16 protein-coding genes are annotated in these 13,511 nt (G+C 67.3%); 2 read left to right on the top strand and 14 right to left on the bottom strand.

Annotation, left to right across the window (positions count from 1 at the left end; all coding sequences use genetic code 11):
• Nucleotides 1-83: 83 nt before the first annotated feature.
• From A6745_RS14500 to A6745_RS14515, 4 genes are all read right to left on the bottom strand, one after another.
• The gene (locus A6745_RS14500) at nucleotides 84-932 is read right to left on the bottom strand and encodes a replication initiator protein A (RefSeq protein WP_016452547.1); all 849 of its coding nucleotides are present in this window, start codon (nucleotides 930-932) and stop codon (nucleotides 84-86) included.
• A gap of 26 nt (nucleotides 933-958) precedes the next feature.
• On the bottom strand, nucleotides 959-1,249 hold the full coding sequence (locus tag A6745_RS14505; RefSeq protein WP_016452548.1) for a helix-turn-helix transcriptional regulator: 291 nt from the start codon (nucleotides 1,247-1,249) through the stop codon (nucleotides 959-961).
• A gap of 83 nt (nucleotides 1,250-1,332) precedes the next feature.
• The gene (locus A6745_RS14510) at nucleotides 1,333-2,094 is read right to left on the bottom strand and encodes a DUF2285 domain-containing protein (protein WP_016452549.1); all 762 of its coding nucleotides are present in this window, start codon (nucleotides 2,092-2,094) and stop codon (nucleotides 1,333-1,335) included.
• A 342-nt stretch (nucleotides 2,095-2,436) separates the two neighbouring features.
• Nucleotides 2,437-2,784: a DUF2958 domain-containing protein gene (locus A6745_RS14515; protein ID WP_016452550.1), complete on the bottom strand. Its 348-nt coding sequence runs from the start codon at nucleotides 2,782-2,784 to the stop codon at nucleotides 2,437-2,439.
• Between the two features lie 223 nt (nucleotides 2,785-3,007).
• On the opposite strand from A6745_RS14515, the gene A6745_RS14520 reads away from it, so the two are divergent.
• A complete protein-coding gene (locus A6745_RS14520; protein ID WP_016452551.1) occupies nucleotides 3,008-3,301 on the top strand; it encodes a helix-turn-helix domain-containing protein in 294 nt (97 codons plus the stop codon).
• A gap of 364 nt (nucleotides 3,302-3,665) precedes the next feature.
• On the opposite strand, the gene A6745_RS14525 is transcribed toward A6745_RS14520, so the two are convergent.
• Nucleotides 3,666-3,980: a DUF736 domain-containing protein gene (locus A6745_RS14525; protein ID WP_016452552.1), complete on the bottom strand. Its 315-nt coding sequence runs from the start codon at nucleotides 3,978-3,980 to the stop codon at nucleotides 3,666-3,668.
• Nucleotides 3,981-4,503: 523 nt separating this feature from the next.
• On the opposite strand from A6745_RS14525, the gene A6745_RS14530 reads away from it, so the two are divergent.
• On the top strand, nucleotides 4,504-5,340 hold the full coding sequence (locus A6745_RS14530; protein ID WP_200874531.1) for an AAA domain-containing protein: 837 nt from the start codon (nucleotides 4,504-4,506) through the stop codon (nucleotides 5,338-5,340).
• Between the two features lie 237 nt (nucleotides 5,341-5,577).
• On the opposite strand, the gene A6745_RS14535 is transcribed toward A6745_RS14530, so the two are convergent.
• The 9 genes from A6745_RS14535 to A6745_RS14575 all read right to left on the bottom strand — a co-directional run bounded on the left by A6745_RS14535 (nucleotide 5,578) and on the right by A6745_RS14575 (nucleotide 13,483).
• Complete coding sequence (locus tag A6745_RS14535; RefSeq protein WP_016452554.1) at nucleotides 5,578-5,790, bottom strand: hypothetical protein; 213 nt, start codon at nucleotides 5,788-5,790, stop codon at nucleotides 5,578-5,580.
• A 255-nt stretch (nucleotides 5,791-6,045) separates the two neighbouring features.
• Complete coding sequence (locus A6745_RS14540) at nucleotides 6,046-7,098, bottom strand: MBL fold metallo-hydrolase (protein WP_016452555.1); 1,053 nt, start codon at nucleotides 7,096-7,098, stop codon at nucleotides 6,046-6,048.
• 9 nt (nucleotides 7,099-7,107) lie between these two features.
• Nucleotides 7,108-7,941, bottom strand: coding sequence for an SDR family NAD(P)-dependent oxidoreductase (locus A6745_RS14545; protein ID WP_016452556.1), 834 nt, complete (start codon nucleotides 7,939-7,941; stop codon nucleotides 7,108-7,110).
• Nucleotides 7,942-7,957: 16 nt separating this feature from the next.
• Nucleotides 7,958-9,562, bottom strand: a complete 1,605-nt coding sequence (locus A6745_RS14550) for an AMP-binding protein (protein ID WP_016452557.1) — start codon at nucleotides 9,560-9,562, stop codon at nucleotides 7,958-7,960.
• An 11-nt stretch (nucleotides 9,563-9,573) separates the two neighbouring features.
• Nucleotides 9,574-10,167: a carboxymuconolactone decarboxylase family protein gene (locus A6745_RS14555; RefSeq protein ID WP_016452558.1), complete on the bottom strand. Its 594-nt coding sequence runs from the start codon at nucleotides 10,165-10,167 to the stop codon at nucleotides 9,574-9,576.
• A gap of 40 nt (nucleotides 10,168-10,207) precedes the next feature.
• Nucleotides 10,208-10,915 carry an ABC transporter ATP-binding protein gene (locus tag A6745_RS14560; RefSeq protein WP_016452559.1) on the bottom strand — a complete coding sequence of 236 codons (708 nt, stop codon included), beginning with the start codon at nucleotides 10,913-10,915 and terminating at the stop codon, nucleotides 10,208-10,210.
• Nucleotides 10,912-11,664 carry an ABC transporter ATP-binding protein gene (locus tag A6745_RS14565; RefSeq protein ID WP_016452560.1) on the bottom strand — a complete coding sequence of 251 codons (753 nt, stop codon included), beginning with the start codon at nucleotides 11,662-11,664 and terminating at the stop codon, nucleotides 10,912-10,914. Before A6745_RS14565 ends, A6745_RS14560 begins: the two co-directional genes overlap by 4 nt.
• Nucleotides 11,661-12,629: a branched-chain amino acid ABC transporter permease gene (locus tag A6745_RS14570; RefSeq protein WP_016452561.1), complete on the bottom strand. Its 969-nt coding sequence runs from the start codon at nucleotides 12,627-12,629 to the stop codon at nucleotides 11,661-11,663. Before A6745_RS14570 ends, A6745_RS14565 begins: the two co-directional genes overlap by 4 nt.
• On the bottom strand, nucleotides 12,626-13,483 hold the full coding sequence (locus A6745_RS14575; protein WP_016452562.1) for a branched-chain amino acid ABC transporter permease: 858 nt from the start codon (nucleotides 13,481-13,483) through the stop codon (nucleotides 12,626-12,628). Before A6745_RS14575 ends, A6745_RS14570 begins: the two co-directional genes overlap by 4 nt.
• Nucleotides 13,484-13,511: the final 28 nt, after the last annotated feature.

The raw sequence follows: 13,511 nt of genomic DNA on the forward strand, positions 1-13,511 counted from the left end.
CTGATAGCACGATAGTCCCACGCCCGATAGCACGATACCTGGCACGCCTGATAGCACGAGCCCGTCCACAGGACGCGCACCGTTTATCCCCGTGCCGTGGACGGCACGGGACGCCCTGGCCGGAAGGTCAGCAGCTCGGCGCCATCCAGCCGTTCGATGCCCAGGACGTAGCCCGGCAGTGACTGCCGCGCGACCAGCGCACGCAGGTCGCAGGCAAAGTCGTAGGGCTTGGCCGTGCTGCCCGACTTGCGGTACAGGTGCTGGAAGTCGAACTGCCACCCGCCCGGCTGCCGCCCACCGTGCTTGCGCACCAGGCGGTACAGCCAGCGCTCGATCCCGCCCGTCAGCCGGAAGTACGCCGGGTCGATGGTCAGCACCAGGGCGGCATCGAGCACGCCCGCATAGAACCAGTCCGGCAGGATCAGCTCCAGTCCCAAGGGCGTTCCCCTGGCATCGGCCAGCTCCTTCCACTCGTTGATCCACGAGAAGCGGTGCAGCCGCCTTCCCGTGGTCTCCCGGATGGACGTGGCCACCGTCGTGGATTGCAGGCGATCCAGCGCGGCCTTGAGGCGCTGGTAGTCGCGCAGCGATGTACCGCGCCCGATGAAGCGCAGGATCTCGTAGGGCGTGGCCTGCATCAGCCGCGACGGGCGCAAGCCCGCGTCGCGCGCCTCCACGATCTGCGAGGCCGCCCAGATCAGCACGTCGGCATCCCAGATCGTGGCGATGCCGTGTTCCTGCGTGCCTTCCACGCGGATCGTGATGCCGCCGGCCTGAAAGTCGATCGGCGTCGTGCGCCGCGACTTCGCCAGCGAGAAGAACGGAAAGGCCATCAAGTCCTGGCTGTCGCGCGGCGCCATGTCGCCCGGCAAGGCGCGAAACAGATCGAGCTGTTCGCGCTCCTGCCTGACTGCCCCGGATGGGCTGAACATGGCGAAGGCCACCCGCGCGCCAGTGATCAGCGCGCACGGCTGTCCGCCGAGTGCTGCTCGGCGTATTCGGGATCGGACGTGCTCTCGAAGCTGCGCTCGGCGGCCCAGGCATCGAGGTCGGCCACGGCGTACATGACGCGGCGGCCGAACTTGCGGAACTTGGGGCCGCCACCCAGCACGCGCTGCTTTTCCAGCGTGCGCGGCGACAGCCGCAGGTAGTCGGCAGCCTCGTCGTTGGTGAGATAACGCTGCGGCTGTGCAGCAGCGGCCGGGGTAGCTGCGGGTGCGGCGGCAGGCCGCAAGGGAGCAGGACGCATGGTGAGAACCTCCATCGGTTGCAGGGCTCCGGCCACACAGCGCAACCGGATGGAGGCAGTCTCAGAAAACGAAGCGCTCCTGCTCAGGGTCGTTTTGCGTCCTCTTCAAAACGACCCTTCTCAAGCGGCGCAAGCTGTGCTAGGCGGCGATAGCCGCCGCGCATCAGCGCATCGCCGCGCCGCACCAGGCGGCGCACCTTGGAGCGCAGGCCGCCGTCGCTGTACCAGCCGGCCGCGGCGTCCGCACCGAACAAGCCCTCGGCCACGTCGCGCAAGGACGCGCCCGCCAGGGTGGCGTCGAGCGCCTGCAGGGTGTGCAGCTCCAGCAGCGCCGCAGGGGGCGGTCGGGGGCGAGCCATCGGCGCTGGCGTGTCAGGCACGTGGGTGGCCCCACGGCCACGGTAGGCATGGGCCACGGCCATGCCGTCCTCAAGGCCAGGCGCCAGCGCATAGCGCTGGCAAAGGCCGGGGCTGCGCGCGATCAGCGCCAGGCCCTTGCCGTCGTGGAGCAGTTGCTTGTGGCCGGGAATGCGCCAAAACGCGAACGGCTCGGCATCCGGTGGCGGATCGGCATCGGGGTGAAGCTGCACCACGGCCTCATGGCCGGGGAGCCAGGCCGGATGCGCGTCACGCGCGTCCAAGGCCGGGTCTTCCAGCAGACGCAGGCCCCAGCGATGCGCAGCCTCATGCATTGCTTGTGCTTGGCGATGACGGCGCAGCCAGTCGAGCCGGTAGTCGGGATGGCGACGCAGGTACTCCCAGGCCAGTGCGAGCGTGTCCAGGCACAGGACGTAGAGGTAGGCGGCGGTCGGATACCAGTGCGCGAAGTGGTGCGGCTCGGCCATGACGCAAGCTCCCGTAGAGCAGGACGGCCGTCACCGGTTTCACACGCAAACGTCACCGCATCAAACTTGCATCCAATCGTGAATAAGCTGGTAGATTGGTAACTTGCGTGTCAAGACGAAATGCATCGGATGGGTTGCATGGATCGTCTGAATGCGACGGTGGCGCGCGAGGACATACGCGCCTCCTGCGATATCCACCGTGCCCGATGCCACGGCCGGCATCATGACCGATTGCGCCACGATGGCACCGATTTGGTGCGATAGTGCGGACTAAGACCGGACGGGTCTGGAGCAAGACCGAAATAGTCTCAATGCGCCCGGCTTGGCCTGGGCGCGAACGGCTCAATCGAGGATGGAGCCGTTCTCCTGGGCCAGCCGCAGGTACTCCGACAACGGGCGCACCGCCCGGAAATACCGGTCCCGCATCACGGGCTGTTTGCTCGGCCCGACGATGGATGCGAGGTCGGACAGCTTGATCTCGCCTAGCTCGGGCATGCCGATCCCCAAGTCGATCAGGCCATGGGCCGTATCGCCGTCGGCGGGGTCGAGCGACACCAACAGCCAGGTGGCGTGTGCATCCGGCGTGAACAGCCGCACCACGGGCAGCGGGTCGATGACCCGGCCAGCGGCGCGGGCTTGGCCGTGTTCCAGCAACAGCCTGCGCTCGTCCTCGGTGATGAGCTGGTTCATGGGCGTCCCCTCATTCGCACAAAACCGCCGAAGCGTGAAAGCGCAAAACCGCATTGGCGGGTTTGTGGAAAGGCACGGATGCGGCTTTGCGCTTCTGTGAGAAGCCGCAGATACGGATTTCCGTAAAAGCACAAAAGCGGCAGGCAGGCATAGTTGAACACTATAGATTGTAGCCCTATAGGGCGCAATCGGCTGTCATCTTGGATTTTGGGGAGATCCAGGGTTGGCAGCGAAACATACATTGTCGGAGGCACTAAAGACCATCAGGAAAGCGCGTGGATTGAGCCAGGAGGCGTTCTCCGACGTGTCCAGCCGCACCTACATGAGCACGCTGGAGCGCGACCTCAAAAGCCCCACCCTGAACAAGCTGGCCGAGCTGTGCGAGGTCATGGAGGTGCACCCGCTCACGCTGCTGACGCTGGCCTATGCCGGCGACGACCTGCAGCAGGTTGATCAGCTTCTGGTGCAGGTGCGCCAGGAGTTGGAGACTGTGGCGAAGAAGAGTGACACGCCATAGCGTGCGACGTTGCTGGCGTGGCCGATCCGGCTCAGCCGGTTCGGGGACTGCAGGGGCGCCAAGCATCGCGCGGCGGGGATAGGCCACAGGGCTTTCCCCAGGAGGCAAGCGAAGCGCGCAGCGCCGCAGGCGCGAAGGCGTGAGGGATTGCAGCCGGATGGCCGTGACGGCGAAGTCGGCACGGGGCGCAGCCCGTAAAGCCCGGCGGTGCAACGCACCGACACGCCCGGCCACCGCTTGCGGCGGGCAACTCAACACATGCGAAAGCCGCTCGACACGGCGCAGCCTTGGCGATGGTGTTGCCTCCTTGAAGTGCCGCGAAGGCAGCACAGCGCCCCGCCACGTGGGCGGGGCGCTGTGGCGGTCACGCCGCCTGGGGCTTGCTGCGCGACCAGATCAGGTCGTGCGTGCCGTCCTCGCCTTCGATCAGGCGGGCATAGACCGTGGCCGGGAACGAAGGATCGTCAAGGGTCACGGAGATGTACTCCCGCCCGGCCTCGCTGGTCTTCTTCCACGCCGCGCCGATATCGTGGCTGGCGGCCTGCAGGCGAAAGTCCGGGGCCTTCTCGTTGTCCCCCTTGTCGTTGGGCACCAGCTTGACCTTGACGTTGAGCGTCAGGGTGCGAAGCGTGCCGGTGTAGCCGTCTTTGTCTGCGGTGAAGCTGCCGATGTTGGCCATGATGAAACTCCTTTTGGTGGAACAAGGTTCGCGCCCATCGCGTCCTTGTTGTGATCCGGCCGGCGGGGGACGGGCGGGCTGCACCGCTTGCGGTCGAAACGCAGTGGAGAGCCGGGAGGCGAAAAGAATTTGCTGCGCGAGGAAGCCGCGCAGCGGCGGGGAAATTGTTTTCGCTGGACGGTTGCAGCCATGAAGCCCGAGGCGCAGCCGCGCCCCCGCCAGGATTCACAACAACACAAGGACGCCTTGGGCCGAACCGCACCGAAAAGAGACAGGGCCGACTCGGCATCCCCGCACGAAGGCTGCACCGGCTCGCCCACTGACGCGGGCCGGGTCAACCACCCGACGACAAGCGAGAACGCCCCGGCCGCACCTTGCGGCGCCGGTCTTGAGGCGTGGCGTGGAAGCTCCATGGCGATGCCGGGCGGGATGTCCGTGAACCGTCCTTCGTGACGTGATGGGCGAGAACCGCCAGCGTTGAGGACGGCACGCATTCGTACAACCTGCCGCAGTAAGCGCCAGCGTGTTCGCCAGCGCCTCGTCCATCGTGGCGGGGCGTTGGCCGGGTCGATCCGGCATCGCCGGTTCGGCGGTATTTGAGGGGCGCCAAGCTCGCGCGGCGGGGATGTCCGACGCAGTGCTGGAACACATGCGCACGCGCTACCGTGTCGATGCACATTGGCTCCCCAACCGACAATCCGCGCAAACCTTGGCGGACCAGGCTACTGCGTGGGGCCGCATGGCGGGACCGGCCGACAGCAAGACGTGGGTGGGGTTGCCGTTGGCCGTGCACCGGCGCTGCGACAAGCCGATGCACGGACTGGCCAACCGCATCGCCTACGACGGTGCGATGGTGTACGGCACCATCGCACCGCGAGCCGACAAGGAAACCCCCGCCCGACTGCCTACGGGGTGGATTCACGCCAGTGGAACATCCGACGGGAACTGGGTGCCGGCTGAAGGAAAAGCCCTGCGGGCGCTGCTGGCCTTGCTTCATGAGGACGGAGTGAATGCAGCCGACATTTCGGTCATCACGCCCTTCAAGAATGTCCTGGAGAACCTCAAACGCTTGCTCGGCGACACGATGGTTTCCGGAACCATCCACACCATGCAGGGAAAGGAAGCGCCGGTTGTCATCATGGTGTTGGGCGGAAATACCGACGGTCCCGGCGCACGCGACTGGGCGGTCTCGGAGCCCAACCTGCTGAACGTGGCGGCAACGCGGGCGAAGCGGCGCTTCTATGTGATCGGCGACCGCAACGACTGGCAGAACCGCGCTCTGTTTTGTGATGTCATGGATCTCTTGCCGCTCCAGCGTCTTCCCGAACATGAAGCCGTGGCGATGACTCAACCTCAATAATTGTGCAGGCTGAGACCGTGCATGCACAGGTCATACTGGCGGCAAGCCTTGACTTCCCTGCAACTACCGAGTGTGCCGCCCGGCCACCTCCTGACACTGGCCCTGGACGGGCCAGTGCCCGAAGGCATTGCGCAATGCAGCAATGCCTTCGACACCGGGCGCGGCCACCGCCGCGCCCGGATTTTTGAAGCTCACCGCGCCTAGGGCGAAACGACCTAGGCGCGGTGCTGACGATGGTTATTCCTTTGTCTCAATGATCCACCACACGGCCCGCGCTAAGGCACGGCCCGTGATGGGATGAATGTCGGTGAGATCGGCTCGGGCCATCCAGCCCGAGGGCGGACGGTAACCGCGCACATCGCCCTCGCCGTGCCAGCGGCGGGCGCGTACCGTGCCGGGCGCGTAGACCGCCGCCATGCGCGGGCCACTGGTGATGTTGATGGTGGGCATGGTTCGGCTCCCTGCGGCAAAGCGCTCCGGCCTTGGCCCGGGCGCTTGCCTGCGGCATGGGTCAGGCGGCCAATGCCTCGGCAGGTTCATGCATCACGGTGGCTATTCTGGGCAATTAAAGTCGTAAACACCCACCCAGCATCCATGCGGCTGTTCGCAATGCCCAGCCAGGCCGCTGCCTATCTAAAGTCGTAAACACCAGCGTGGACTGCCCTCTCAATGAATGAGGTAGCTGAGGCCGGAGATGGTGCGGCCTCACGACTTCAGCTCATACCATGCGACGCCGCTCCCATCCACGGTGCACCCTACGGCGCTTTCCGCGATGAAGTAATTCATACAGGCCACGGCCTCGCCCGTGGCGAGACTCAGTTGCTGCCCGTCCTGCTCATCGATGGCACGGTGGAACAAGGCGGGGAACACGTCCACGATGCGCTGCGGCCCGCCCGTCAGCGACTGGCGCAGCCGTTCCAGCGCCCGCTCCTGACCGGCGCGCAGCGAGCCCAGGCGTTCGTGCAGCCCGTAGAAGGGTTCATTGTGCGAGGGCAGCACCAGCACATCGGCGGGCACTTCCCGCGCCAGCTTGTCCAGCGACTCGAACCACTCCTTGAGCGGATTGGCCTGCGGCTCGGTGGCGAACACCGACACGTTCGACGAGATGCGCGGCAGCACCTGGTCGCCCGCAACCAGCAGTTTCAGGCCGGGGCAGTACAGGCAGGCATGCTCCGGCGAATGGCCGCCGGTGGTGATGACCCGCCAGGCGTGCGCGCCCAACTGCAGCAGGTCGCCATCCTGCAGGCGCCGGAAGCTCTCGGGCAGCGCATGGATGTGCTTGCCGAAGCTGCCGAAGCGGCTGCGGTAGCCCTCGATGGCTGCCTCCGACCAGCCCGCGCGGCGGTGGAACAGCACGCCGTCGGGCGGCGCCTCGCGGTTCGTGTCGGCGTGCATCACGCGGCAGCTCAGGTATTCCAGGCGGCTCATGTGCAGCGGCACGCCAGCGCGGCGCGTGAACCAGCCTGCCAGCCCGATGTGGTCGGGGTGCATGTGCGTGGTGTACACGCCCTGCAGCGGTCGCGCCAGCGGCCCCTCACCCATCAGCGCCAGCCAGTCGGCCACGGTGGTGGGGTTGTTCAGGCCGGTGTCCACCAGCACCCAGCCATCGTGCGTGTCGATGGCCCAGACGTTGATGTGGTCGAGCCGGAACGGCATGGACAGCCGGATCCAGCGCACGCCGGGGGCGACCTCGACCGTGTGGTGCGACGCCGGGGGCTCGAAGGGGTAGGTCAGCGCGGGGGTGTCTGGCTTCGTCATCGCATCAGGTTATATGCCAGTGAGCCCGCCCGTGCACAGCAGGGTCTGGCCGCTCACGTAGTCGGACTCGGGAATGCAGAACAGGTAGGCCGCGCCGGCGGCCTCCTCGGGCGTGCCGGCCCGGCCCAGCGGAATGTTCCGCTCCATCGCTGCCATCAGGTCCGGGTTCACGCCCACCTTGATCTCGCGTCCCTCGACCTGGATGGCGGCGTCGGAATCGGCGGTGGCCTCGGTCATGCGGGTGCGGATGAGGCCGTAGGCCACGCAATTGACCGTGGTGTTCAGGCGCCCCCACTCCTTGGCCAGCGCCATGGTCAGGCCCACGATGCCCGCCTTGGCGGCGGAGTAGTTGACCTGCCCCGCATTGCCGAAGACGCCCGAGACCGAGGAGACGTTGACCACCTTGCGCACCACACGGCGGCCGGCCTCGGCGTCGGCCCGGCTCAGCGCGCGGACCACCGGCTGCGCCGCGCGCAGGATGCGGAACGGCGCGGTCAGGTGCACGTCGATCATCGCGTCCCACTGCGCGTCGCTCATCTTCTGGATGACGTTGTCCCAGGTGTAGCCCGCGTTGTTGATGAGGATGTCCAGCCCGCCAAACGCGCCGGTGGCCGTGCCGATCAGCCGGTCGGCGAAACCGGCTTCGGCCACGCTGCCGCAGCAGGCCACCGCCTCGCCGCCCAGCGCGATGATCTCCTCGCGCACGGCCATGGCGGGTTCGTCGTCGAGGTCGTTGAGGACGAGCCGGGCCCCTTCGCCCGCGAGCTTGAGGGCCATCGCCCGGCCAATACCCCGGCCCGAGCCGGTGACCACGGCCACCTTGCCGCGCAGTTTTTCCGACATGGTGTGCTCCTCCTGTTTACCGGGCGGGTGCCGCCTCGGCGTCGTAGGCGCCGGCGCTGCCTTGCTGGCGCAGGACGGCGCGCTGGATCTTGCCGGTCGCCGTCTTGGGCAGGCTGTCCATCTGGCGCAGGTAGCGCGGCTTGGCGAAGCGTGGCAGTTGGGCGCTGGCCTGGCGGACGATGTCCGCCATGTCCAGCGCCGCTCCCTCGCTGGGCACCAGGGCGAGCATCACCTCGTCCTCCCCGCCCGCGCCCTGCGCCGGAACGGCGTAGGCCGCCACTTCATGGACGCCGGGCAACTGGCCCACCACGACCTCGACCTCGGTGGCCGAGATGTTCTCGCCCCGGCGGCGGATGCAGTCCTTGATGCGGTCCACGAAGGTGATAAGCCCCTGTTCGTCCCGCGTGCCTGCATCGCCCGTGTGGAACCAGAGGTTGCGCCAGGCCTCGACCGTTTTCGCCGGGACGTTCAGGTAGCCCGCCATGAAGCCGAAGGGCACCTTGGGCCGCACCAGGATTTCGCCCACTTGCCCGGCCAGCACCGGCACATCGGTCTCGGGGTCGGCGATGCAGATCTCGAAACGGTCCTCGTGCGCCCAGCCGGCCGCGTTCGGCGCAGCGTGCCCGATGCGCCCCCAGATGGGAATGCCGACCTCGGTCATGCCGAACCCAGACAGCACGTCCTTCACGCCGAAGCGCTCGCGGAACACGGCCTCGTGCTGGGCCGGGTTGGGCGCGCTCAGGCTGGCGCGCAGGCGGTGGTCGCGGTCCTGCTCCGTGGGCGGCTGGTTGATGACGAACATGGCCGTCGTGCCCAGGTGGTTGGTCAGCGTGGCGCCGCTGCGGCGGATGTCGGCCAGCCAAGTGCTGGCGCTGAACCGCTGCTTGAGGAAGGCCGGTATGCCCGCCAGCACCGTCGCCCCCAGTTGCATGAACAGACCGTTGGCATGGAACAGGGGCAGGCAAATGTAGTACTTGTCGGCCTCGGTGATCTCCAGGCTGCGTATCGCCCCCAGCCCGAGCAGGGCGCAGTGGCAGTGCGGCATCAGCACGCCCTTACTGGGCCCGGTAGTGCCGGAGGTGTACATGATGCAGAAGATGTCCTCGGGCCGGGGCGCGGGGCCTTCCCACGGCGCGCAGGCGCTGCTGTCCATCCAGGCCACCTGCCGCCAGCGTTCGGGCACGGCGGCGGGCGCGTCGCCCACCACGACCAGGGTGCGCAGGTGGGGCAGCTCATCCGCCAGGCTGGCGACGTGCTCGACCAGCGCGGAGTCCACCACGATGGTGGCCAGTTGGCAATCGTTCAACTGGTGGCGGAGGAAGGAGGAACGCAGCTCGGTGTTGAGCATCACCGCCGTGGCCCGCAGGTAGCCGATGCCGAACGTGGTCGCCACCATGGCGCAGCTGTTGGACATGAAGACGCCAACGCGCTCTTCGGGCTGCACGCCCAGTTGGTGGTGCAGGAAGCTCGCAAACCGCTGGCTGCTGGTGAACGCCTGCCCCACGGTGAAGGCGATGCCCTGGCTGTCCTCCAGCCAGGGCGCTGCGGGGCGGCTGGCGGCCCATTCGCGCAGGGCATCGGTCAGCGTGCATGCGTGGGGTTCGTGGATGCGGCTGTACATGGCCTTCTCTTTCAGACTTCGAGATCCTGGAGCCAGGGAACGTGGGCCAGCGCCTCCGAGGGCATGGGCTCCAGCTCCGAGCCCATCAGGCCGTTCCAGCGATTGAACCAGCCGACCATGGCCACGCAGGACACGATCTCGACGATTTCCTCCTCGGAGAAGACCTGCCGGGCCTGGTCGATGGCCTGGCCCGGTTCGCGCACCGGCAGGCTGCCGCCTGCGGTGGCGATGGCCAGCGCCTTGCGCTCCTGCTCGGTGTACCGAGGGTCGTCCCGGTAGGACGGCAGCGCGGCCAGCTTGTCCCAGCCCACGCCCAGGTGGTGGGCGGCGTGGACGAGGTGCGTCGTCGTATAGCGACAGCGCGCACCGCGCGCGGCTTCCGCGGCGATCAGGAAGCGCAGCGCCTGGGTGAGCTGCCCGTCGCCGCGCAGCGTCACGCTCAACAGCTTGAGCAGCGCGGGCACCACGCCGGGTTTGCGCGCCATGGTCAGCAGCGCATTCGGGCGGTAGCCGACGAAATCCACCAGCTCTTCGAGCACGGGGTCGCGCGAGCGGGGGTCGCTTTCATGCAGGGGCGCGATGCGCGCGGCGGTGCGGGCGTTCATGGGCATGCCTTGGATTGGGGTTTGCATGGGCACGGAGCGGTCACGCCGCTGCGCCCGTCGTGATGAGGCCCTCGACGTGGGCGCGCTGCGCGTCCAGTTCCTGGGCCGTGCCGGACCAGGCGACCTGGCCATGGTCCAGCACGTACTGGCGGTGGGCCAGCTTCAGGGGCACCTTGAGGTTCTGCTCCACCAGCACGATGCCGGTGCCCTGGCGATGGACTTCGCTGAACACGCGGACCAGTTGGTCCACGATGACCGGCGCCAGCCCCTCGGTGGGTTCGTCGAGCAGCAGCATGCGCGGGTTGCCCAGCAGGGCGCGCCCGATCGACAGCATCTGCTGCTCGCCGCCGGAGAGCTGGTCGCCGCCGAAGTCCAGCCGTTCCCGCAGGCGCGGGAAGGCGTCCAGCACCCGGTCGAGGGTCCAGTGCCCCGGCTGGTGGGCCAGCGCGCCGATCTTGAGGTTCTCCAGCACCGACAGGTTGGGGAAGATGCGGCGCGTGTCCGGCACCAGCGCCACGCCGAGCTTGGCGATGGCCTCCACGCCCAGGCCCGAAATGTCCTGCTCGCCCAGCAGGCGCCGGCCGGCCACCAGGGGCATCAGGCCGACCAGGGCCTTGAGCAGCGTGGTTTTGCCTGCGCCGTTGCGCCCGACGATGGCGACGATTTCATGGAAATCGATCCGCACGGAGATTTCTTCCAGCGCCAGGGCCTGGCCGTACCTGACGCTGGCTTTTTCGAGTTCGATCACTGCGCGTCCTCCCCAAGGTAAATCGACCGCACCGCTTCGTTCCTGCGGATGTCCTCGGGGGCGCCGCAGGCGATGACCGAGCCGTTGCTCATGACCACGATTTCGTGGGACAGCGACATCACCGCATCCATGTTGTGCTCGATCAGCAGCACCGTGCGCCCCTGCGCGGCCTTGCGGATCAGGGCCAGCGCGGCCTGGATCTCGTGGTGGCCGATGCCCGCCAGCGGTTCGTCCAGCAGCAAAATCCTGGGATCGGGCAGCAGGGTCACGCCCAGTTCCAGCGAGCGCTGCAGGCCGTAGGGCAGCGTGCCCGCGACGTCGTCGCGGTGGGCCGCCAGCCCCGTCAGCTCCAGGATGGCATCCAGCTGCTCGCGGAACTGCCGGTCGAAGTGGCGGCTCATCCAGAAGGGCTGGAACCCGGGCCGGCGGGACTGGGCCGCGACCAGCAGGTTCTCGGCCACCGTCATTTCGCCGAAGATCTTGATGATCTGGAAGCTGCGCCCGATGCCCATGCGGGCCCGTTCGTAGGCGGGGCGCTGGCTGATCTCCCGGCCGCCGCAGTACACCTTGCCCGCATGGCGCATCTGCCGCCCGGCCAGCACGTTCAGCAGCGTGGTCTTGCCCGCGCCGTTGGGTCCGATCAGGCCGTAGATGCAGCCCTCCAGGAATTCATGGCTGACGTCGTTGACCGCCTTCAGGGCGCCGTAGCTGACAGTCACGCCCTCGCACCGCAGTGCTGCCTGGCTCATCGCGCACCTCCGCGCCGGTTCTTCTGGTAGGCCGCGAAACCCTGCTCCAGCTCGCCAACGATGCCGCGCGGGAAGAAGATGGTTGCAAGGATGAACACCAGGCCCAGCACGCCGTACCAGTACTCGGTCCAGCTGCTCAGCCATTCCTTGAGCACCTCGAAGGCGATCACGCCGACGGTGGCGCCCCACAGCGAGCCGGAGCCGCCCAGCAGGGTCATGATGATCACGTCCCCCGAGGTGGTCCAGTGCAGCATCTGCGGGTTCATGTACATCAGCAGCGAGGCCAGCAGCGCCCCCGCCAGGCCGCTCAGGCCGCCCGAGATCACGAAGGTGATCTGCTTGTAGCGGTTGACGTTGAAGCCCAGTTGGTCGGCGCGGGTCTCGTTGCCACGGATCGCCGCGATCACGCGGCCGAACGGCGAACTGCGCAGCGAGATCACCGCCAGCATGACCAGGGCATACACGCCCAGCACGAACCAGTAGTAGTGGACGGGGTCGTAGAAGTCGATGCCCAGGAAGCCCGGGCGCTCCACGCCCGAGATGCCGTCCGACCCGCCAGTGAAGCCGCGCAGCTTGCTGTCCGCCAGGATGAAGATCAGCTGGGACAGCGCCAGGGTCACCAGCGCGAAGAAGATGCCGGACACCCGCAGCGCGAAGAAGCTGAACAGCAGGGCGAACGCAGCCCCCACGATGATGGCCAGGCCCACGCCGGCGGAGAAAGGCAGCCCGTATTTCTGCGTCGCCAGGGCCACGGCGTAGCCGCCCACCCCGAGGAAGGTGGCGTGCCCGAAGGACACCATGCCCAAAGCGCCGAACACGAAGTCGAAGCCGATGGCGAAGATCGCCCAGATGGCCGCCAGGGTGACCAGCTGGATCAGCGCTTCACTCGGGTTGAGGAAGGGCAGCAGGATGCCGGCCGCGGCCAGCAGCAGGCCGAAGCAGATGTCGAACAGGGAGAGTTTCATGCCGTCCTCGCCGCGCGGTAGAACAAGCCCTGCGGGCGCGTCAAGAGGGTGCCGATCAGCAGCACGAAGGTCATGATGTCCACCCAGCCGGGCAGGTACACGTAGCCCAGGGCACGCACCATGCCGATCAGCATGGACGCCGCGATCGCCCCCCGGATGTTCCCCAGCCCACCCAGGATCACGACGATGAAGCAGTCGATGATGGTGTTGGTCGCCATACCCAGCTCGATGGGGAACAGCGGCGCCGCGATCGCGCCCGCCAGGCCCGACAGGCCACAGCCCGTGGCGAAGACCGCCATGCGGATCGCGCCCACTGGCAGGCCCAGGATGCGCACCATTTCCGCGTCGCTGCTGGCGGCCCGCACGAGCATGCCGAAAGTGCTCTTCTCAAGCACCAAGTACAGGCCCGCCGAGACGAGAGCGCCGAACCCGATCACGAACAGCCGGTACATCGGGATCGTGCTGCCCAGCATGTCCACGGTGCCGTTCCACAGCGGCGGAATCGCCACCTCCTGGTAGCCGGGGCCCCAGACGAAGCGCACCACGTCGCTCAGGATCAGGATCAGGCCGAAGGTCAGGATCAGCTGGTAGAAGTGCGGGCGCTCGTAGAGCGGTCGCAGCGCCAGCTTCTCGATCACCGCGCCCGCCAGCGCGGTGAAGAACGTAGCGGCCAGCACGCCCATGAGGAACGAGCCCGTGCGCCGCCCCGTTTCATACGAGACGTAGGCGCCCAACATATAGATGGCACCGTGGGCAAAATTGATCACACCCAGCATGCCGAAGATGAGCGTCAGGCCCGCCGCCAGCAAAAACAGCAGCATGCCCAGGCTCAAGCCGATCACGATAGTTGACATAGCGATTCACCGAGTGCGGAAGGCCGGG

Origin of the sequence: Bordetella ansorpii (assembly GCF_900078705.1) — a bacterium.
Classification (GTDB): Bacteria; Pseudomonadota; Gammaproteobacteria; order Burkholderiales; family Burkholderiaceae_B; genus Bordetella; species Bordetella ansorpii_A.